Source organism: Streptomyces broussonetiae (assembly GCF_009796285.1).
Classification (GTDB): Bacteria; Actinomycetota; Actinomycetes; order Streptomycetales; family Streptomycetaceae; genus Streptomyces; species Streptomyces broussonetiae.
The window spans coordinates 2,238,957-2,256,980 of record NZ_CP047020.1 but is presented as its reverse complement, the minus strand read 5'-3'; the positions used below and the strand labels follow the sequence as shown (position 1 = coordinate 2,256,980).

Sequence of the window (18,024 nt, the reverse complement as noted above, 5' to 3'; positions counted from 1 at the left end):
CGGTCCTGACGGTCTCTCAAGTTCTTCCGAAGGTTACGGAGCGGCGCATGACTAGCACCTTCCCCAACATCTCCATCAGCACGGAGCGGTTGGTGCTGCGTCCCCTCGACGCGGACGACGCGCCCGCCCTGGCCGAGATGATGAACGACGAACAGGTCGGCACCTGGACCGGTGTCCCCCAGCCCTACACCGAGGACCAGGCCCGCCACTGGATCGCCCAGTACGCCCCCGCCGAACGCATCGCCGGCCGGGGCCTCGACCTCGCCGTCACCGAGTTCCTCACCCAGCGTCTGGTCGGCATCGTCCAGCTCGCCAAGACCAACTGGCACGTACGCTCGACCGAGATGTCGTACATCGTCGCCCCCTGGGCCCGCGGCGAGGGCTATGCCTCCGAGGCCGCGCTCGCCACCGCCCAATGGCTCTTCCGCGACCAGAAGTTCGAGCGCATCGAGCTGCGCACCGCCGCCGACAACACCGCCTCCCAGCAGGTCGCCCAGAAGATCGGCTGCATCAGTGAGGGCGTCCTGCGCAACGCCTGCATAGTTCACGTCCGAGGCGAGGACGGTACCTGGAGCGACGTACGCAGCGACTACATCGTCTGGAGCCTCCTCCCCGAGGACATCGAGGGCGCCGACGAGCAGCTCGCCGACACCGGCGGCTTCGCGTCGTACTCCGACTGGAACTGAGGCACACCGCAGGGCGGCATTGGCCCCGGCGCGCGTCCGACAGCTCCACCGGGTACTCTCAACCAGCCCGCCTACGGGCCCGTACCCCTGACGACCTGCGAAAACCTGGAGACTGACGACGATGGCCGACCGGGTGACGGTGATCGGCTGGGACGGTTCGCCGCTGACCGAGGCGGCACACGCTGCCCTGGGCGCCGCCACGCTGGTGGCGGGCGCGGCCCACCATCTGGCACTGCCCGAGGTCCCGCACGCCGCCGAACGCGTCCGCCTGGGCAGCGTCGCGCTGGCCGCCCGCCGTATCGCGGCCCACCGCGGCACCGCGGTCGTGTTCGCCGACGGCGACCCCGGCTACTTCGGCGTCGTGCGCACCCTGCGCGCCCCGGAGTACGGCCTGGAGGTCGAGGTCGTCCCCGCCGTCTCCTCCGTCGCCGCCGCCTTCGCCCGCGCCGGCATGCCCTGGGACGACGCCCAGGTGGTCGTCGCCCACCGGCGCACCCTGCGCCGTGCCGTGAACGTCTGCCGCGCCCACAGCAAGGTCGCCGTCCTCACCTCGCCCGGCGCCGGCCCCGCCGAACTCGGCCTGCTGCTCGACGGCGTCCACCGCACGTTCGTCATCTGCGAGGAACTGGGCACCGAACGCGAACAGGTCAGCATCGTCACCTCCGACAAGGCCGCCGACCACACCTGGCGCGACCCCAACGTCGTCATCGTCATCGGAGGGCCGGCCGGCACGGCGGAGAGCGGCGGCTGGATCGCCGGCCGCGATCCCGGGTCGGGCCCGCGCGGCTGGGTGCAGCCCGACGAGTCGTACGACGACGGATCCGGCACCGGTCTCGGCGAGGGCGAGACCGAACTGCTGCGCGCCGCGCAACTCGCCCGCCTCGGCCCGCGGGTCGGTGACCTCGTCTGGGACATCGGCTGCGGCTCCGGCGCGTTCGCCGCCGAGGCCGCGCGGGCCGGAGCCGCCGTCATCGCCGTCGACCGGGACCCGCGGGCCTGCGCCCGCACCGACACGGCCGCCCGCCGCTCGGGCGTCCTGCTCCAAGTGGTGCAGGGCAGCGCCCCGCACGTCCTCGAGAACCTGCCCGAGCCGGACGTGGTACGGGTCGGTGGCGGAGGCGCGGCCGTGGTCTCCGCGGTCGCCGACCGGCGCCCGCAGCGCATCGTCACCCATGCCGCGACCCGTGACGCGGCCGAACTGATCGGCCGCGACCTGACCGAGCACGGCTACCGCGTCGAGTGCGCCCTGCTCCAGTCCGTCGCCCTGGACACCCGTGCCTGGACCGAGACCGAGCGGAGCGTCGCGTTCCTGCTCAGCGGTGTTCTTCCGGATCGCGCCCCGTGATCCTGTTGTCGTACTGCGCGCGGTAGGCTGGCCGATCGTTGTACTGCACCGGGTGGCCCGGAACTTCGTTCGCCAATGTCCGGAAAGCGCGCCCGTTTTGGGGTGGGTGTGGTACTGCGGAACCGGAGGACGCGCAACGTGGCGCAGTCCACAGCGGGCTGTCGCGGATCATGCTGTCGCGACGGCGCAACGGCCGGGACAATGCCACTGAATGGCTTTGTCGCCTTTTCCGGCGGGTCGTTCGTGCCGCTGGGCACGGACGCTCGTTCTTCACTACGGGCGGTCGGTGCGCCGTTCCGGGTGAGCTGGTCGTAGGAGCACTAACCGATGGGCGAGGGGTACGCATGACCGACACCGGCCAGGTCCCGGGCGAGGGACAGCCGGAGAGCGCAGGCATGGTGGAACAGCCGGGCGTCGCCGCGCACGGTGCGTACACCTACCTCTCCGAAGCACCCGCCGAGGACGAAGAGCTGCTGCTGCCGGGTGCCCAGGGCGCGTGGGGCAACGAGGTGCCGCCACCCGCTCCGGAACCGGTCCTCGAGGCGTTCCACGAGCCGGGCCCGCACGAGACGGCCGGCCGGGACAGCGGTTCCGTGGACCTGAACGGTGTCCGCCTGCCGAACCCGGCCCCGGCGTCCGCGCCGCCGTCCCCCGTCATTGCCGCCCCGCAGGAGCAGCCCGCAGCCGCGCAGCCGCCGCGCCGTCCGCTGCACCTCGGCCCGCCGATCCCGGACGCCTCCGCCAGCCCGGTCCGCTCGCTCGCCGACCGCGGCCCGGCCGGGGCACCGGTACGCCAGCCCGGTCCGCCGGCGACCGGCCCCGAGTACCTCGACGCCCAGCCCCTGCGTGACATGGCCGTCCCGCAGAGCGCGGCCCCATGGGGTACGGCACCTGTCCCGGCGCCGGCCGCGGTGGCCCAGGCGGGCGTGCAGGCACCGGCTGCGGAAACGGTTGACCCGGCCGTCGTCCCGGCGGACGCCGTGGCCCCGGTGCACGCCGCGGTGCCTGTGGAGGCAGTGGCCTCCGCGGACGCCGCCCTTCCGGCCGAGGCCGCGCTCCCGGCGCAGGGCCCCATCCCCGCGGAGGCCGCCGACCAGGCCGAGCCGTCCGCCGCCGAGGCCGCCGTCGCCCGGATCGCGCACCAGGCGGCCGTGCCGGTGGTGCACGGCCATGACGGCGTGCAGAGCGCGCACGGGCATGACGGGGTGTACCCGACGGCCCCGGCGGTGGCGGCCGAGAGCGTTGCGCCGTTTGCGGTGGAGGGTGCTCCTCAGCCCGACGCCGAGGCCGCTCAGGGTGCGGCCGTGGCCGTGGTGGAGGCCGGTACCGAGGCGGTCACGGCGGTTTCCGAGAGCGCCCCGAACACGCCGGTCGTCACCGAAGTCACCGAAGTCACCGAGGCGGCGGGCACGGTGGCCCCCGCGCAGGTGGCGCCGACGGCCCCGGCCGACCAGGCCGCCGCCGTTGTTGCTGCTGCCGTCGCCGTCGAGGAGACGCATGCTTTCGCGACGCCGGGCGAGGCCGTGCCGGCGCAGGCGGCGGAGGACGTTCCGGTTGCGACTGCCACTGCCACTGCTGCCGGCGTCACCGAGACGCCCGAGCCCGCACAGCCGACCGTGGTGGCACGACCCGGCGAGGTCGCGAACGCGCCGCAGGCGGCTTTGGCCGCCGAGGGTGCCGTCGTCGCCGAAGGTGCCGCCGAGAGTGTGACCGCAGTTCCCGTGGCCGCGGTTCCCGCGCCGGACGCGCCGGAGCCGTCGGAGCCTGCTCAGATGGTCCAGGAGACCGTCGAGGCCGAGGACGCGGCTCCTGCCCCGGCGCACCAGCCCGCCCCGGCGCCCGGCGTTGCCGCCGAGCCGCAGCCCGCCACCGCGGAGCCGCAGCCCCTCGCCGCGCAGGCCCAGCCCGTCGCTGTTCAGCCCGTGCCCGCCGTCGAAGAGGCAGAGGCCCCCGAGCGCGGGGCGATCGAGACCGGTGCCCCCGAGCCGGAGGCGATCGAGACCGGTGCCCACGCCGCTCCGGCGCAGGCCGCCGTACCGGCCCCCGCTGCGGCCGTCGTGGAGGTCGCCGCCGCGCCCGAGGCGCACGCTCCTCAACCGGCTCAGGGCCCCCAGCTGGCCGAACCGGCCGGGCCGGGCGAAGCCGAACCCGCCGCCGAAGCACTGCCGGTGATCCCGGAGGTCCAGGTCGCCGCAGTCCCCGAAGCGGCCCCCGTGACCGACCTCGTGGCTCCCGCGGGCCCGCAGACGCTGCCCGGCGCCGAGTCCGCCCCGACGCCTGCCGGCCCTGCAGGAGACGCCGCCGCCGAGCAGGAGGCGGCCGAGCCGCTGCCCTCCGGCGTGCCGCTGGAACCGCAGCCGGAGCAGCCGCTCGGGCAGTTCGTGCCCGTCGAGGGACAGGTGCCCACCACTCCGCACCTGGCGCCGACGCCGCCGCAGCCCATCGTGCTCCCCGCGCAGGAGACGCAGCAGCCGGTGGCCACGGTGCCCGCGCCGCGCGAGGGCGACCAGGTTCCCGCACCGGCGGCGCAGGACGCGGCGCACACCCCCGAGGTCGTACAGCACGCGGAGGACCTGGAGACCAGGCCCGCCGAGCAGCAAGAAGAGAGCGTGGCCCAAGTGGCGGAGGCGCAGCAGTCCGCCGGACCGGCCGCGCCCGGCTACGCCGACGCCGAGCGCGAGGCCGTTCTGAAGGTCATGCGCGAGCGCCGCGACATCCGCAACGGCTTCCGCAACGACCCCATTCCGCACGAGGTGCTGCTGCGCGTCCTGGAGGCCGCTCACACGGCGCCCTCCGTGGGCCACTCGCAGCCCTGGGACTTCGTCGTCATCCGCTCCGCCGACACCCGGCGGACGATGCACGAACTGGCGATGCGACAGCGCGACGCCTATGCCAAGTCGCTGCCCAAGGGCCGGGCCAAGCAGTTCAAGGAACTGAAGATCGAGGCGATCCTCGACACCCCGGTCAACATCGTCGTCACCGCCGACCCCACCCGCGGCGGCCGTCACACCCTCGGCCGCTACACCCAGCCGCAGATGGCGCCCTACTCCTCGGCGCTCGCGGTGGAGAACCTCTGGCTCGCCGCCCGCGCCGAAGGCCTCGGCGTCGGCTGGGTCAGCTTCTTCGACGAGCGGGAGATGGTCCGCACGCTCGGCCTGCCCGAGCATCTGGAGGTCGTCGCGTACCTGTGTGTCGGGTACGTCGACGAGTTCCCGGACGAGCCCGAGCTGATGCAGGCCGGCTGGTCCAAGCGACGCCCCCTGTCCTGGGTGGTGCACGAGGAGACGTACGGCCGCCGCGCCCTGCCCGGAGAGGAACCCCACGACCTGCTTGCCGAGACCGTCGCACAGATCCGCCCGCTCGACGCCAAGGCCCTCGGCGAGGCCTGGGAGCGCCAGAAGCGCATGACCAAACCGGCCGGCGCGCTCGGCATGCTGGAGATCATCTCCGCACAGCTGGCCGGGCTGTCCCGGCAGTGCCCGCCGCCGATCCCGGAACCCGCCGCCGTGGCCATCTTCGCGGGCGACCACGGCGTGCACGCCCAGGGCGTCACCCCCTGGCCGCAGGAGGTCACCGCCCAGATGGTGGCCAACTTCCTCGGCGGGGGAGCGGTCTGCAACGCCTTCGCCGCCCAGGTCGGCGCCGAGGTGTGCGTCGTGGACGTCGGCGTCGCCGCCGACCTGCCCGCCACGCCCGGCCTGCTGCCCCGCAAGATCCGCGGTGGTACGTCCGACATGACCACCGGCCCCGCGATGACCCGCGAGGAGGCCAAGGCGGCCATCGAGGTCGGCATCGAGACCGCCCGCGACCTGGTCGCGGCCGGCAACAAGGCGCTGCTCACCGGTGAGATGGGCATCGCGAACACCACCGCGTCCGCCGCGCTGATCTCGGTCTTCACCGGCGCCGACCCGGCGGAGGTGACGGGGCGCGGCACGGGCATCAACGACGAGACGCTGGCCCGCAAGACCGAGGTCGTCCGCCGCGCCCTGGACTTCCACCAGCCGGACCCGGCCGACCCGCTCGGCGTCCTCGCGGCCATCGGCGGCTTCGAACACGCGGCCATGGTCGGCCTGCTCCTCGGCGGCGCCTCGCTGCGTACGCCGGTGATCCTGGACGGCGTCAGCGCCGGCGCCGCGGCCCTGGTCGCCCGCGCCATCGCCCCCGAGGTGCTCGCGGCCTGCATCGCGGGCCACCGCAGCGCGGAACCGGGCCATGTGGCCGCGCTCAACAAGCTGGGCCTGCGCCCCCTGGTCGACCTGGACCTGCGGCTGGGCGAGGGCACGGGCGCCCTGCTGGCGCTCCCGCTGGTCCAGAGCACGGCGAGGGCCATGCACGAGGTGGCGACGTTCGACTCGGCGGGCGTCACCGAGAAGTAGCGGCTGCCACAGGGGCCCGGGACCGCGGTGCCGGGCCCCTGTGCTGTCCACGGCCGTGCACACGGCGACGATGCCCAGTCACCGGACGGGGACGCAGCACGAGCCGCCCGCACCGTAAAATCCCCACGTCAGGGCCACCCTCCCGCCGCCACACCAGGAGCCGCACCCCATGGCCGAACACCCCGCCTACCCCGTAGGCCTCCGTCTCTCCGGCCGTCGTGTGGTCGTCCTCGGCGCCGGGCAGGTGGCCCAGCGCCGCCTGCCCGCCCTGATCGCGGCGGGCGCGGACATCGTCCTCGTGTCCCCCGAGGCCACCCCTTCCGTGGAGGCCATGGCGGACGCGGGCGAGATCACCTGGGTCAGGCGTCGCTACGAGGACGGCGACCTCGCCGCGGCCTGGTACGCCCTCATCGCCACCAGCGACCCGGACGCCAACACCGCGGCCTCCGCCGAAGCGGAACGCCACCGCGTCTGGTGTGTCCGCTCCGACGACGCCGACCGGGCGACCGCCTGGACCCCGGCGACCGGCCACAGCGAGGGCGTCACCGTCGCCGTCCTCACCACCGAGGCGCGCGGCCGCGACCCCCGCCACACCGCGGCCATCCGTGACGCGGTGGTGGAGGGCCTGCGCGACGGCACCCTGGTGGCACCCCACCACCGCACCCGCACCCCCGGCGTCGCCCTGGTCGGCGGCGGCCCCGGCGACCCCGACCTGATCACCGTCCGCGGTCGCCGGCTGCTCGCCGAGGCGGACGTCGTCATCGCCGACCGGCTCGGCCCGCGCGACCTGCTCGCCGAACTTCCGCCGCACGTCGAGGTGATCGACGCGGCCAAGATTCCCTACGGCCGCTACATGGCTCAGGAGGCCATCAACAGCGCGCTCATCGAGCACGCCAAGCAGGGCAAGTCGGTGGTACGGCTCAAGGGCGGCGACCCGTTCGTCTTCGGCCGGGGCATGGAGGAGGTCCAGGCGCTCGCCGAGGCCGGCATCCCGTGCACGGTCGTCCCCGGTATCTCCAGCTCGATCTCGGTTCCGGGTGCGGCCGGCATCCCGGTCACCCACCGGGGCGTCGCCCACGAGTTCACGGTCGTCAGCGGCCATGTCGCCCCGGACGACGAGCGGTCGCTGGCCGACTGGCCGTCACTGGCGAAGCTCACCGGCACGCTCGTGATCCTGATGGGCGTCGACAAGATCGGGAAGATCGCCGAGACGCTCGTCGCGCACGGCAAGTCCCCAAACACTCCCGTGGCCCTGGTCCAGGAAGGCACGACGGCCGCGCAGCGCCGCGTCGACGCCACCCTCGCCACGGTCGCCGAGACCGTCCGCACCGAGGACGTGAAGGCCCCCGCGGTCATCGTCATCGGCGAGGTCGTGACAGTGGGCCCGCAGCCCCTCGCGTGATCACCTACGGCTTGATCATGCGTAACCTGGGGTAACACACTCGTTCCCAGCCGTTGGCAGCACACCCAGAGCAAGGCAGTATCACCCTGTGGCCGATCTCATCACCGTCGAGGATCCCGACGACCCGCGCCTGCGCGACTACACAGGCCTGACCGACGTCGAGCTGCGCCGCAAGCGTGAGCCCGCCGAAGGCCTGTTCATCGCCGAGGGCGAGAAGGTCATCCGCAGGGCCAAGGAAGCCGGCTACGAGATGCGCTCCATGCTGCTCTCGGCCAAGTGGGTCGACGTCATGCGTGACGTCATCGACGAACTCCCGGCGCCCGTCTACGCGGTGAGTCCGGAGCTGGCCGAGCAGGTCACCGGCTACCACGTGCACCGTGGCGCCCTCGCCTCCATGCAGCGCAAGCCGCTGCCGACGGCCGCCGAACTGCTGCGCTCCACCCGCCGGGTCGTCGTCATGGAGTCGGTCAACGACCACACCAACATCGGTGCGATCTTCCGCTCCGCGGCCGCCCTCGGGATGGACGCGGTCCTGCTGTCACCCGACTGCGCCGACCCGCTGTACCGGCGGAGCGTCAAGGTCTCCATGGGCGCGGTGTTCTCGGTGCCGTACGCACGCCTGGACACCTGGCCCAAGGGGCTGGAGTCGGTCCGCGAGGCCGGCTTCACGCTGCTCGCGCTCACCCCGGACGACAAGGCCCGCAGCCTCGACGAGGCCGCCCCGCACAGGATGGAGCGGGTCGCCCTGATGCTGGGCGCCGAAGGCGACGGGCTGTCCACCCAGGCGCTGGTCGCCGCCGACGAATGGGTCCGCATCCCGATGTCCCACGGCGTGGACTCGCTCAATGTGGGCGCGGCCGCGGCGGTCGCGTTCTACGCGGTGGCCACCGGCCGCCCACAGCCCTGACCGGCGCTCACTTCCCGGTGTCGCGACGTTGCGCCACCGCGTACCGCTCCGCTGCCGGTCCTGCGGCCTTCAGCCGCTGGTGCTGCTGAACGTGCTGGCGCTGCCCGGCGCCGTCGCCGCCGAGGCCGCGCGCCGGGCCCTGGCAGCCCTGTGCCACCGCGATCCCGAGCGCGACCAGCAGCGTCACGACCACGAACACGAACAGCCGCTGCCGCAGCAGCCGGGGGTTGGCCGGGCGCCGCCCGGTTCCCGTCGTACGCTGCGCCGGCCGCCCGGAACCGCCGCGCGGACCGGGACGGTTCCCGCTGCCGGAGCGGGGGCCGGCCGCACGCGGCGCCGGTGTCGGGCGGGCCGTGCCCGGCCGCGAGCCCGCACCCGTACCGCGCGGCCCGCTGCTGCCCCGCGACGGCGCGCCGCCGTTCCGGGAGGGGATGCCGCCGCGCGGCACCGGGGTGCCGGGCGCGGTGCGCCGCTGGGTGCGCTGCTGCTCGGGATAGGTGTCGAGGAGCCGTCCCGTGGGCCGGTCCGCCTCCGCGGCGCGCGGCGCGGGCGGCCGTGCGACGGCGTCCAGGCCCTGGGCCTCACGGGCCGCGATCTCCTTCAGCCGCAGCGAGAGTTGCAGCGTGCTGGGCCGCTCGTCGGGGTCCTTGGCCAGGCAGGCCCGTACCAGCGGGGCGAGCGCGTCCGGTACGCCGTACAGTTGCGGCTCCTCGTGCACCACCCGGTACAGCATCACCTCGGAACTGCCGTGCCCGAAGGGCGAGTCACCGGTGGAGGCGTAGGCGAGCGTCGCGCCCAGTGAGAAGACGTCGGTCGCCGGGGTGACGGCCGCGCCGCGCACCTGCTCGGGCGCGAGGAAGCCGGGGGAGCCGACCGCCGTGCCGACGTGGGTGAGCGTGGAGGCACCGGTGGCCCAGGCGATGCCGAAGTCGATGATCCGCGGCCCCTTGGGGGACAGCAGGATGTTGGAGGGCTTCAGGTCCCGGTGGACGACCCCGGCCTCGTGCACCGCGACCAGGCCCTCGGACAGGGCCGCGCCGATGGCCGCGGCGTCGGCCGCGCCGAGCGGACCCTCGTCGGCGACCTTGTCGTGCAGTGAGGGCCCGGGCACGTACTGGGTGGCGAACCAGGGTCGCTCGGCCTCCAGATCGGCCGCGACCAGCCTGGCCGTACAGCCGCCCCTGATCCGGCGGGCGGCGGAGACCTCACGCGCGAACCGCGACCGGAACTCCTGGTCCTCGGCGAGGTCCGGGCGGATCACCTTCAGCGCGACCCGCTGGCCCTTCCTGTCGGAGCCGAGATAGACCACGCCCATCCCGCCCGCGCCGAGCCGTCGGTGAAGCCTGAACGAGCCGACGACGCGCGGGTCCTCGCGCCTCAGGCGCATCATCGCCATGTTCATCCCCGCTGCCCGGCCTCTGTGACGTGGCACAGCTTACGTTTCCACGGCCGCCTGCGCGCAGAGGCCGCGCCCTCCGGGCCGAACGGATTGTGCGGACGGCACGCCCGAGGTGAAACACGGTCAGGAACCCCTGCGGCGCGGCACCCTTGAGGCGGCAGCGTCCCCAACGAGGGGACGATGTACGGAGGTTGAGGTGACGACAGGCCGGGCCGGACCGGTGCGCGCACCGTCCCGGCGGTCGCGGCGAACCGGCCGCGGCAGCGTTTCCCGTGCAGACCCCGAGGCGGGAACGACGGCCCCGCGGCGCGGCACCGGAGTGACTGAAGTCACTCTTTGTCGCACCTCTCGACACACCTCTCGACCTCGGACGCTCCGGAAATGACGGGATACGGCGGACGCCCCCTCCGGGAAGACCCCGAGAACCGGAGCCGCGTCTCCACCCTGGGGAGTACGCCCCAGGTCATGGCTCATCCTCCGGGAGGCCCGGCAATCGGTACGAGGGCATGACGCCCGGCGCGGGCCGCGCGCCTAGATTTGAGGACAAGCGGCGGGTGCAGCACTCGTCCCCCGAGGTCAGACACCCGCCGCTCCGAATGACAACCGAATCGGTCAGGAGAGGGACCATGGCCCACACGGCACCGCGACGCACGACATTCGCCGCCCGCCGGACGGGCCGTCGCCACCCCTTGGTGGCGACGCTCATGGCCCTTCCCCTGGCGGCCCTGCTCCTGATCGTCTTCGACGGCTGGAACACAGTGGCCACACAGGCGTCGTCCGTGGGTGCGATGCTGGGGCGCTGAGCGGCGACCCCAGGCCCGGAAGAGCGGTCCGGGCGGGGACATCCATCCATGAAACCCCGTGGGGACGGGGGTGCGGCGGACGGCACGAATGCCGGCGCAGCTGGGGAGCTGCGCCGGCATTGCGCCGTTTCCGGGGTCGCCGACATGTAGGTGTGTCCCACGCGTGATGTGTGTGTCGTCCCATGCGTCCGGCTGTGGACCCGCCATGGCCGGCGCGCAGTTCCCCGCGCCCCTCGGGGGCCGCGGTCGCCGTACCCGGGAAGCGGTGTGGCTCCAGCTGGTCGTGCCGCGGTGCCCCTGGCTGCGTGCGGCGGCACGACGCCCGGTGCGGGCGAGCGACCCGCCACCGTCCGGCCGCGGCGCCACTGCCCGGTCCGCCCCCGCTCCCGGCACCGTCGTACGCTCACCCACACACCCCGACCCCCGAGGCTCCGTTGACCCTGCTCGCCGCACTCACCGCCGAGGTGGAGGCCGCCGCCCACCCGCACTCCGGCGGAGCTGACTGCGCATGCCCCGTCTCCTCCACCCCGCTCGCGGACCGCCCCGACGCCACGGTCGTCCGGCACCACGACACCGTCGCGAAGGCTCACGCCCCCGGCGCCGACCCCACCGAACTGGCCCTCCGCCTCGCCACGGCGGCCCGGTTTCCGGACATCCTCCTGGCCCCGCTCGACCCGGCCCCCACCCTCCTGCACGACCGTCTGGTGTCCTTCTGGCCCTACGGCACCCCGGTGGACCCCGACGACTCCGACGTGGCGCCCTGGGAGGCCACCGCCACCCTCCTCGCCCACCTGCACCGCACGCCCCCACCCGCCGGCCTGCCCCCGATGCGCGGCCCGGCCAAGGCAGCCCGGGCCATCGCCCGGCTCCACACGGCGCTGCACGCCACGGCACGCACGACCACCGACGCCGACACCGACGACTCCGAAGTCACCGGCTCCGGTGCAGCCGACTCCAGAGTTGTCGGCCGCGAAGTCCCCGTCCCGGTGGCTCCGCCCCACCGGGCCCCCGGCCCCGCAACCCCCCGGGCCGCCGCCCCCGTCCTGGCCGCCTGGGCCGCTCTCCCCGCCTGGGCGCGCGGTGAGACGGCCATGCCCGGGGTGCCGGCCCTGTGCCACGGTGATCTGCACCTCGGTCAGCTTGTCCGTCATCCGGTGCCGGACGGGGCCTGGCGCCTGATAGACGTCGACGACCTGGGGGTCGGCGCGCCGGCCTGGGATCTCGCGCGGCCCGCCGCCTGGTACGCCTGTGGTCTCCTGCCGCCCGACGCGTGGTCCCGCTTCCTCGGCGCGTACCGGCGAGCAGGCGGTCCCGCCGTACCCGCGACCGGTGACCCCTGGCCCGCCCTGGACGTCCCGGCCCGCGCGCTCACCGTGCAGACGGCCGCCCTGGCGCTCGGCAAGGCGCTCGAGGCAAACCGCCCGCTGGACGCGGTCGAGCAGGAAATGATCGACACATGTGCCCGAATGGTCCGGATTCCACACCAGTTGGCGTCCGGATCCCCGCACTAGGCTGCAACCACCAGGAGCAGCACGGAGTCTGTCCTGGGGAAACACCAAGCAGGATCGACCGGTGAGGAGTTGAGCCGACGATGCATTGTCCGAAATGCTATGCGCCGATGCACACCTACAACCGTAACGGCGTCCAGATCGAGCAGTGCAGCGGCTGTCGCGGCATCTTCCTCGACTACGGCGAGCTGGAGGCGCTGACCCAGCTGGAGGCCCAGTGGTCCAAGCCCGTCCCGCCGGCCCCGCAGGCGTACCCGGCCCCGCCCGCGCCCGCCTGGGGCGCCCCGCACGGCGGTCACCACGGCGGCCACGGGCACTACGACCCTCACGGTCACCATGGCCGGCACGGTCACAAGAGCTGGGCGCACATGCTCTTCTCCAGCTGAGCGGCCTGAGCCCACGAAGAAGCCCCCGGCCGTACGAGACGGCCGGGGGCTCCTTGATGTGTGGACGATACTGGGATTGAACCAGTGACCTCTTCCGTGTCAGGGAAGCGCTCTCCCGCTGAGCTAATCGTCCGCAGGCTGTGACGCAAGGGTCACAGTCGGTGCGCGATACTGGGATTGAACCAGTGACCTCTTCCGTGTCAGGGAAGCGCTCTCCCGCTGAGCTAATCGCGCGGGTGAGGATCTTCGAGAAGACCCGTGGATCTTGCGAGAAGATCCAGTGGACGATACTGGGATTGAACCAGTGACCTCTTCCGTGTCAGGGAAGCGCTCTCCCGCTGAGCTAATCGTCCTTGGAGGTGGAGACGGGATTTGAACCCGTGTAGACGGCTTTGCAGGCCGTTGCCTCGCCTCTCGGCCACTCCACCAGGAGTGTAGGGGATCGGGATGATCCCTACTTCCTTCGAGCGGACGACGAGGCTCGAACTCGCGACCTCAACCTTGGCAAGGTTGCGCTCTACCAACTGAGCTACGTCCGCTTGTCGTTTCGGTCCGCTTCCGCGTCCCGGCGACGTGTTGAACTCTAGCGGATTCCCGGGCCAGCACAAAAACGCGTTTGCGCAGCGTGCTGCGGTACACCCGACGGAGTACGTGGTCAGGGCCCCCTCGGGGACATCCCGGAGCCATCTTTCGGACACCCGACCTAGACTCGATCGCGTGCTTGACCACCCTTCCCGGCTCCCTGCTCTGGCCCGCTTCGGCGACCGCGTCGCCACCGGCCTCCTGGACGTCACGAGCGACCCGGCCGCCTTGGACTCCGACGGTTTCTGGGCCGTCTGCGCGGACTTCGAGGGCCGCCTGACCTGCGCCCGCTTCGCGGACGTCCGCAAGGAGCCGGTGCCCGCCCCGGTGGCCGGCGGCTGGCGGGGCCCGGCGGTGGCGGACTGGACCTCCTCCCTGGACCACCGCGCGTACACGGCCGCGGTCCGCCGGATCCGCGAGCACATCGCGGCCGGCGAGGTCTATCAGGCCAACCTCTGCCGGGTGCTCAGCGCGCCCGTGGCCGACGACGCCGACGTGGACGCCCTGACCGCCCTGCTGGCCCGCGGCAACCCGGCGCCGTACGCCGGGACGATCCGGCTGCCGGAGCACGGCGTGGAGATCGCCACGGCCTCGCCCGAGCTGTTCCTGCGCCGGGACGGCCGTGTCGTGGAGTCGGGGCCGATCAAGGGCACCGGACGCACGGCGGCGGACCTCCTGGAGAAGGACTACGCCGAGAACGTGATGATCGTGGACCTGGTCCGTAACGACATCGGGCGCGTGTGCGCCACCGGCAGCGTGACCGTCCCCGATCTGTGCGCCGTGGAGAAGCACCCCGGCCTGGTCCACCTGGTCTCCACGGTCCGCGGCGAGCTGCGGGACGCGGCCGGCTGGCCGGAGCTGCTCACGGCCGCCTTCCCACCCGGCTCGGTGACCGGCGCGCCCAAGTCGAGCGCGCTGCGGATCATCGAGGCCCTGGAGGCCGCTCCACGCGGGCCGTACTGCGGCGGCATCGGCTGGGTCGACGCCGACCGGGGCGTGGGCGAGCTGGCCGTCGGCATCCGCACCTTCTGGATCGACCGGCCGGACGAGGGTACGGCGCTGCTGCGTTTCGGCACCGGCGCCGGCATCACCTGGGGATCGGACCCCGAAGGGGAGTGGCAGGAGACCGAGCTGAAGGCGTCCCGGCTGCTCGCGGTAGCGTCGGGGGCGTACGAGTCGAGTGGAGGCGTGTGCGCATGAGGATCTGGCTGGACGGCGGGCTGCGGGACCTGGAGTCCGCCACCGTCTCCGTCTTCGACCACGGACTGACGGTCGGCGACGGCATCTTCGAGACCGTGAAGGCGACGGACGGCAGGCCGTTCGCGCTCACCCGGCACCTCGACCGGCTGACCCGCTCGGCCCACGGCCTCGGCCTGCCGGCCCCCGACCATGACGAGATACGCGAGGCCTGCGCGGCCGTCCTGGAGGCCAACCCGATGCCGCTCGGCCGGCTGCGGATCACCTACACCGGTGGCCACGGCCCGCTCGGCTCCGACCGTGGCGAGCACGGCCCGACCCTCGTGGTCGCCCTCGGCGAGACCACGCGCCGCCCCGACACCACCGCGGTGATCACCGTCCCGTGGACCCGCAACGAACGCGGCGCCCTGACCGGCCTGAAGACCACCTCGTACGCCGAGAACGTCGTCGCCCTGGCCCGCGCCCATGAACACGGTGCCTCCGAGGCGCTGTTCGGCAACACGGTCGGGCAGCTCTGCGAGGGCACCGGGTCCAACGTCTTCGTCGTCCTGAACGGCGAGATCCACACCCCGCCGGTCGCCTCCGGCTGTCTGCCCGGCATCACGCGCGCCCTGGCAATCGAGTGGACGGGGGCCAGGGAGACGGACCTGCCGCTGGACGTTCTCCGGCGCGCCGACGAGATCTTCCTGACCTCCACCCTGCGGGACATCCAGGCCGTGCACCGTGCCGACGACCGTGAACTGCCCGCCGCCCCTGGCCCGGTGACCGCCAAGGCCATGCAGATCTTCGGCGAGCGGTCCGGGGACGACCTGGACCCCTGAGCCGGGGGCCGGGCGCCGACGCGGCGGTCCCACGGTGCGGCGCGTGCAGGGGAAAACCGGCTGACTCGAGGGTCGGCCGAGGGTAGAACACCTGTGATGACCACGACCCTGCGGCCGGTCGAGCCGCTTCAGCAGCAGCCCGACGGCACCCGCTCACGCCGCTACCAGGTGTGCGTGAACAGCCGTCCCGTCGGTGAGATCCACCTCGCCACCTCACCGTCCTTCGATGACTCGATGGCGACCATCAGCGAGCTGTGGATCGCCGAACCCGACCGGCGCCGTGGCCGGGCCACGGTGGCCGCGCTCGCCGCGGAGGAGGTGGTACGCGGCTGGGGCTGCACGCAGATCGTGGCCGTCGTCCCCGCCTCCGCGGACCTCGCGCTGCGGCTGTTCGGCACCCTCGGCTACACGCTGCGCAACCGTCGCATGGAGAAACACCTCGGCACCGTCGTGCCCGAGCTGCCGCCGGGCAGCACCGCGCGGCCCATGACGGAGACCGACTTCACGGCCTGGCAGGAGCACGAGCGCGAGCGGTACGCGCGCACGTGGATGGAGCGCGGCGTCCCCGAGCCCGCCGCCCGCGCCAAGGCGCGCGGCGATCACGAACGGCTGCTGCCGCACGGGCTCGCGACCGACGGCGTGCGCTTGAGCGTCCTGGAGCACGAAGGGGCCCGGGTGGGAGTCCTGTGGCTGGCACTCCAGGACGACAAGGCGTTCGTGTTCGGCGTCGAGACCGGCGCGGCCCACCGCGGCAGGGGACATGGCCGTACGCTGATGCTGCTGGCGGAGCGCCAGGCCGTCGAGGCGGGCCGGCGGATCCTCGGCCTCAATGTGTTCGCGGGCAACACCCCGGCGGAGCGGCTGTACGAGTCGCTCGGCTACGAGACGACGTCCCACTCGCTCGCGAAGACTCTGCTGTAGGACCGGCAGGGCCCCGGTCCCGGCGCTCCTCTCCCCGCTCCCCGTCCCCGGTCCGCCCGGCCGGGCTCCGGGCCCTACGCCTGCTCGCCGCCCAGCAGCCGGTCGGCGATCTCCTCGATGCGTCCGCGCAGGCCCTCCTGGCTCTTGCCGCCGTCCAGGCGCTCGCCACCGATGACGTACGTCGGGGTGCCGGTCACCCCGATCGCCTTGCCCTCCGCCTGGTCGGCGTCCACGATCAGGATGTGCCGGCCGTCGATCAGCGCGGTGTCGAACTCCTCGGCGTCCAGCCCGAGTTCACGGGCCACCTCGACCAGGAAGGGTTCTCCCGTACGGTCCAGTTCCTCGACCCGCCCCAGCACGGCCTCCACGTACGCCCAGCCCTTGCCCTGCTCCAGCGCCTCCTCGGCGGCCTGGGCGGCGGCGAAGGAGTGCTTGTGCTTCTCCAGCGGGAAATGCCGCAGCCGCAGCTCCAGCCGGTCGCCGTAGCGGGCGCGCAGGGCGCGGATGTCGTCCAGGGCCGTACGGCAGTCGGGGCACTGCAGCTCGCACCAGACGTCGAGAACGGGGGCGCCGGTGCGCGCGGAGGAGGAGTCGCTCATGCGGCCCAGTCTTCCAGGCCGGACCCGGCCGACCCAATCGGGACGGAACGGCATGCCGGTCGGGGGCGTACGGCACTCCAGGAGGAGACGACCCGGAGATGTCCCTGATGTCCGCCGCGGCCATGGCATCGCGGGGACAGGACGGTGCAGGATGGAAGGGACGAGGCGCGCCCGCCCGGCGTGCCGCGTCCCAGTGTTGTCTGCGTGCCCCATTCCACCCGACCGAGCCCGCCAGGAGGACCGGATGATTGCCGAGACCGTCTGCTCCGCCGTTTCCGCGGCGGGCCTGGGCATCGCGGTGGTCACGGCCTACCGCAAGCGTTTCCTGGCGGCGACCCGTATCGCGGCCTACGCGCTGGTGCCGGTCGGCCTGGTGATGACAGGGGTCGTCGGCTGGATCGCCGACACCGCCTTCAGCCCCTCCGCCTGGGCGGGCTTCGGAGTGCTGGGAGTGGCCTGGCTGCTCTTCGCGGGCACGCGTGCGGTCGAACGCCGGCGCGGCGGGGGCACTCGCGCCGAGCGCAGAGCGGCCCGTGGCGCAGCTGCCGACGCCGTGGCTCCCACGGCCTCCGCACCCTCGCTGGGCGGAAGGACCCGGCAGGCCACCGGATCCGCCACCGCCCCGCGCGCCACCGGCTCCGCCGCCGACGACTTCAGTGACATCGAGGACATCCTCAAGAAGCACGGCATATGACGGCCGCAAGGCGGGCGCAGCGGCATAAGGGCACATCGGCCCGCATGGACTGAAGTGACACAGTCCGTCACGGGCGCGTCCGGAACCGTTCACAACCCGAAGCAAGTCGGACGGGACGGCACGGAATACGGCAACTACCGCATATAGGTGGCGTGTTGATCGCGCACGAGACCTCTCCTGCGCCATGATCTTCATCGAGATGCTGGACACGACACAGAGCGAGGCCGCGCCGCCGAAGGACGAGCCGCGCGGGTGCCTCTTCGCCCTTTCCCAGCCACCGCTGATGATCTTCCTTGCGGTGATCGGGTGTCTGCTCCTCATGGCTGCGCTGCACGACCTGCTGTTGCTGTGAGCCGTACGCGTCCGTCCCGGCGCCACCCGCCGGGACCGACGTCGGC

The 18,024-nt window shown here is 73.2% G+C and carries 15 protein-coding genes and 5 tRNA genes; 13 read left to right on the top strand and 7 right to left on the bottom strand.

What is annotated here, in order from left to right; genetic code table 11:
* Positions 1 to 47 precede the first annotated feature (47 nt).
* The 5 genes from GQF42_RS10385 (at position 48) to GQF42_RS10365 (ending at position 8,716) form a co-directional block, all read left to right on the top strand.
* A complete protein-coding gene (locus tag GQF42_RS10385) occupies positions 48 to 686 on the top strand; it encodes a GNAT family N-acetyltransferase (protein ID WP_158919346.1) in 639 nt (212 codons plus the stop codon).
* Positions 687 to 807: 121 nt separating this feature from the next.
* Entirely contained in the window at positions 808 to 2,031 is a 1,224-nt protein-coding gene (gene cbiE, locus GQF42_RS10380; protein WP_158919345.1) for a precorrin-6y C5,15-methyltransferase (decarboxylating) subunit CbiE, read from the top strand.
* A 344-nt stretch (positions 2,032 to 2,375) separates the two neighbouring features.
* Positions 2,376 to 6,407, top strand: a complete 4,032-nt coding sequence (gene cobT / locus GQF42_RS10375) for a nicotinate-nucleotide--dimethylbenzimidazole phosphoribosyltransferase (RefSeq protein ID WP_158919344.1) — start codon at positions 2,376 to 2,378, stop codon at positions 6,405 to 6,407.
* 169 nt (positions 6,408 to 6,576) lie between these two features.
* A complete protein-coding gene (cobA, locus tag GQF42_RS10370; RefSeq protein WP_158919343.1) occupies positions 6,577 to 7,809 on the top strand; it encodes a uroporphyrinogen-III C-methyltransferase in 1,233 nt (410 codons plus the stop codon).
* Between the two features lie 88 nt (positions 7,810 to 7,897).
* Positions 7,898 to 8,716 (top strand): TrmH family RNA methyltransferase, encoded by an 819-nt coding sequence (locus GQF42_RS10365; RefSeq protein ID WP_158919342.1) that lies wholly within the window; start codon positions 7,898 to 7,900, stop codon positions 8,714 to 8,716.
* 7 nt (positions 8,717 to 8,723) lie between these two features.
* On the opposite strand, the gene GQF42_RS10360 is transcribed toward GQF42_RS10365, so the two are convergent.
* Positions 8,724 to 10,118: a serine/threonine-protein kinase gene (locus GQF42_RS10360; protein ID WP_233273316.1), complete on the bottom strand. Its 1,395-nt coding sequence runs from the start codon at positions 10,116 to 10,118 to the stop codon at positions 8,724 to 8,726.
* A 623-nt stretch (positions 10,119 to 10,741) separates the two neighbouring features.
* Here GQF42_RS10360 and GQF42_RS44895 point away from each other — a divergent pair.
* The 3 genes from GQF42_RS44895 to GQF42_RS10350 all read left to right on the top strand — a co-directional run bounded on the left by GQF42_RS44895 (position 10,742) and on the right by GQF42_RS10350 (position 12,812).
* Positions 10,742 to 10,918 carry a hypothetical protein gene (locus tag GQF42_RS44895; RefSeq protein ID WP_199272634.1) on the top strand — a complete coding sequence of 59 codons (177 nt, stop codon included), beginning with the start codon at positions 10,742 to 10,744 and terminating at the stop codon, positions 10,916 to 10,918.
* A 434-nt stretch (positions 10,919 to 11,352) separates the two neighbouring features.
* Positions 11,353 to 12,429, top strand: coding sequence for a phosphotransferase family protein (locus tag GQF42_RS10355; RefSeq protein WP_158919341.1), 1,077 nt, complete (start codon positions 11,353 to 11,355; stop codon positions 12,427 to 12,429).
* Between the two features lie 80 nt (positions 12,430 to 12,509).
* Complete coding sequence (locus GQF42_RS10350) at positions 12,510 to 12,812, top strand: TFIIB-type zinc ribbon-containing protein (protein WP_158919340.1); 303 nt, start codon at positions 12,510 to 12,512, stop codon at positions 12,810 to 12,812.
* A gap of 61 nt (positions 12,813 to 12,873) precedes the next feature.
* Here GQF42_RS10350 and GQF42_RS10345 read toward each other — a convergent pair.
* From GQF42_RS10345 to GQF42_RS10325, 5 genes are all read right to left on the bottom strand, one after another.
* Positions 12,874 to 12,945 (bottom strand) — tRNA-Val (locus tag GQF42_RS10345).
* Between the two features lie 29 nt (positions 12,946 to 12,974).
* Positions 12,975 to 13,046 (bottom strand) — tRNA-Val (locus GQF42_RS10340).
* A gap of 47 nt (positions 13,047 to 13,093) precedes the next feature.
* A tRNA-Val gene (locus GQF42_RS10335) sits at positions 13,094 to 13,165 on the bottom strand.
* A gap of 1 nt (position 13,166) precedes the next feature.
* Positions 13,167 to 13,240 (bottom strand) — tRNA-Cys (locus GQF42_RS10330).
* A gap of 38 nt (positions 13,241 to 13,278) precedes the next feature.
* Positions 13,279 to 13,351 (bottom strand) — tRNA-Gly (locus GQF42_RS10325).
* A gap of 178 nt (positions 13,352 to 13,529) precedes the next feature.
* On the opposite strand from GQF42_RS10325, the gene GQF42_RS10320 reads away from it, so the two are divergent.
* From GQF42_RS10320 to GQF42_RS10310, 3 genes are all read left to right on the top strand, one after another.
* A complete protein-coding gene (locus tag GQF42_RS10320; RefSeq protein ID WP_158919339.1) occupies positions 13,530 to 14,594 on the top strand; it encodes a chorismate-binding protein in 1,065 nt (354 codons plus the stop codon).
* Positions 14,591 to 15,412: an aminotransferase class IV gene (locus GQF42_RS10315; RefSeq protein WP_158919338.1), complete on the top strand. Its 822-nt coding sequence runs from the start codon at positions 14,591 to 14,593 to the stop codon at positions 15,410 to 15,412. The genes GQF42_RS10320 and GQF42_RS10315 overlap by 4 nt, the downstream gene beginning before the upstream one ends.
* Positions 15,413 to 15,508: 96 nt before the next feature.
* Complete coding sequence (locus GQF42_RS10310) at positions 15,509 to 16,333, top strand: GNAT family N-acetyltransferase (RefSeq protein ID WP_158919337.1); 825 nt, start codon at positions 15,509 to 15,511, stop codon at positions 16,331 to 16,333.
* A gap of 74 nt (positions 16,334 to 16,407) precedes the next feature.
* Here the strand turns inward: GQF42_RS10310 and GQF42_RS10305 are convergent, their stop codons facing one another.
* A complete protein-coding gene (locus tag GQF42_RS10305) occupies positions 16,408 to 16,932 on the bottom strand; it encodes a DsbA family protein (protein WP_199272633.1) in 525 nt (174 codons plus the stop codon).
* A gap of 244 nt (positions 16,933 to 17,176) precedes the next feature.
* Between GQF42_RS10305 and GQF42_RS10300 the strand changes: the two genes are divergently transcribed.
* Together GQF42_RS10300 and GQF42_RS10295 are read left to right on the top strand one after the other, a co-directional pair.
* Positions 17,177 to 17,626 carry a hypothetical protein gene (locus GQF42_RS10300; RefSeq protein ID WP_158919336.1) on the top strand — a complete coding sequence of 150 codons (450 nt, stop codon included), beginning with the start codon at positions 17,177 to 17,179 and terminating at the stop codon, positions 17,624 to 17,626.
* Between the two features lie 184 nt (positions 17,627 to 17,810).
* Positions 17,811 to 17,978 (top strand): hypothetical protein, encoded by a 168-nt coding sequence (locus GQF42_RS10295; protein ID WP_158919335.1) that lies wholly within the window; start codon positions 17,811 to 17,813, stop codon positions 17,976 to 17,978.
* Positions 17,979 to 18,024: the final 46 nt, after the last annotated feature.

Coding starts and splice junctions, on each gene's coding strand:
- GQF42_RS10350 (WP_158919340.1), top strand. CDS start 12,510: ATGCATTGTCCGAAATGCTATGCGCCGATGCACACCTACAACCGTAAC.
- GQF42_RS10295 (WP_158919335.1), top strand. CDS start 17,811: ATGATCTTCATCGAGATGCTGGACACGACACAGAGCGAGGCCGCGCCG.
- GQF42_RS10300 (WP_158919336.1), top strand. CDS start 17,177: ATGATTGCCGAGACCGTCTGCTCCGCCGTTTCCGCGGCGGGCCTGGGC.
- GQF42_RS44895 (WP_199272634.1), top strand. CDS start 10,742: ATGGCCCACACGGCACCGCGACGCACGACATTCGCCGCCCGCCGGACG.
- GQF42_RS10360 (WP_233273316.1), bottom strand. CDS start 10,118: ATGAACATGGCGATGATGCGCCTGAGGCGCGAGGACCCGCGCGTCGTC.
- GQF42_RS10305 (WP_199272633.1), bottom strand. CDS start 16,932: ATGAGCGACTCCTCCTCCGCGCGCACCGGCGCCCCCGTTCTCGACGTC.
- GQF42_RS10315 (WP_158919338.1), top strand. CDS start 14,591: ATGAGGATCTGGCTGGACGGCGGGCTGCGGGACCTGGAGTCCGCCACC.
- cobA (WP_158919343.1), top strand. CDS start 6,577: ATGGCCGAACACCCCGCCTACCCCGTAGGCCTCCGTCTCTCCGGCCGT.
- GQF42_RS10310 (WP_158919337.1), top strand. CDS start 15,509: ATGACCACGACCCTGCGGCCGGTCGAGCCGCTTCAGCAGCAGCCCGAC.
- cbiE (WP_158919345.1), top strand. CDS start 808: ATGGCCGACCGGGTGACGGTGATCGGCTGGGACGGTTCGCCGCTGACC.
- cobT (WP_158919344.1), top strand. CDS start 2,376: ATGACCGACACCGGCCAGGTCCCGGGCGAGGGACAGCCGGAGAGCGCA.
- GQF42_RS10385 (WP_158919346.1), top strand. CDS start 48: ATGACTAGCACCTTCCCCAACATCTCCATCAGCACGGAGCGGTTGGTG.